Annotated in this window: 2 protein-coding genes; both read left to right on the top strand. The window is 46.0% G+C overall.

All coding sequences use genetic code 11. The features are described 5' to 3' along the window. Positions 1–365, top strand: a 365-nt coding sequence (locus tag HW443_RS12570; RefSeq protein ID WP_308751120.1) for an amino acid--tRNA ligase-related protein, incomplete at its 5' end; no start/stop codon positions are given. Positions 366–478: 113 nt separating this feature from the next. Beyond that, on the top strand, positions 479–630 hold a 152-nt coding region (locus tag HW443_RS14220; RefSeq protein ID WP_176238374.1), incomplete at its 3' end, for a type II toxin-antitoxin system VapB family antitoxin.

Here is a 630-nt window from a genome sequence, read left to right as displayed (position 1 = left end):
CACAGCCGGTATTCATAATTGATTATCCTGTTGAACTCTCACCGCTGGCTAAGAGGAAAAAAGACAGACCTGAACTCGCGGAGAGGTTTGAACTCTTTGTTGCAGCGAGGGAGATTGCCAATGCATTCTCAGAGCTCAATGACCCTATGGATCAGAGGGAGAGATTTCAGGGACAGGTGGAGGCAAAGGAAAAGGGAGATGAAGAGACCATGTGGATGGACGAAGATTTTATCCTCGCCCTTGAACACGGAATGCCTCCGGCAGCAGGCGAGGGCATAGGAGTTGACAGGCTTGTTATGCTGCTTACAAATTCACAGTCAATAAGAGATGTAATCCTTTTCCCTCAGTTAAAGCCAGAGGCGTAAGACGTGTGGCTGTCTTGTCACATTTGGGCATTATCCATAAGTCTATCCGGAAATAACGACATTGCCTTATACACATAAACGAGCTAATATTGGTGTATGAGGAAGGAGGTAAGATGGCAAGGACAAATGTAGAGCTGGATGACAGGGTTGTAAAAGAGGCAATCAAGCTGACGCATCTTCAGACCAAAAAAGCTGTTGTAAATTATGCCCTTGAGGAGCTTGTGAAGAAATTGCGGAGGAAGAGGATGCTTGAGCTTGAGGGTAA

It is taken from the genome of Candidatus Hakubella thermalkaliphila, assembly GCF_013281975.1.
GTDB lineage: Bacteria > Actinomycetota > Humimicrobiia > Hakubellales > Hakubellaceae > Hakubella > Hakubella thermalkaliphila.
This window is presented reverse-complemented; position numbering and strand designations above follow the sequence as displayed.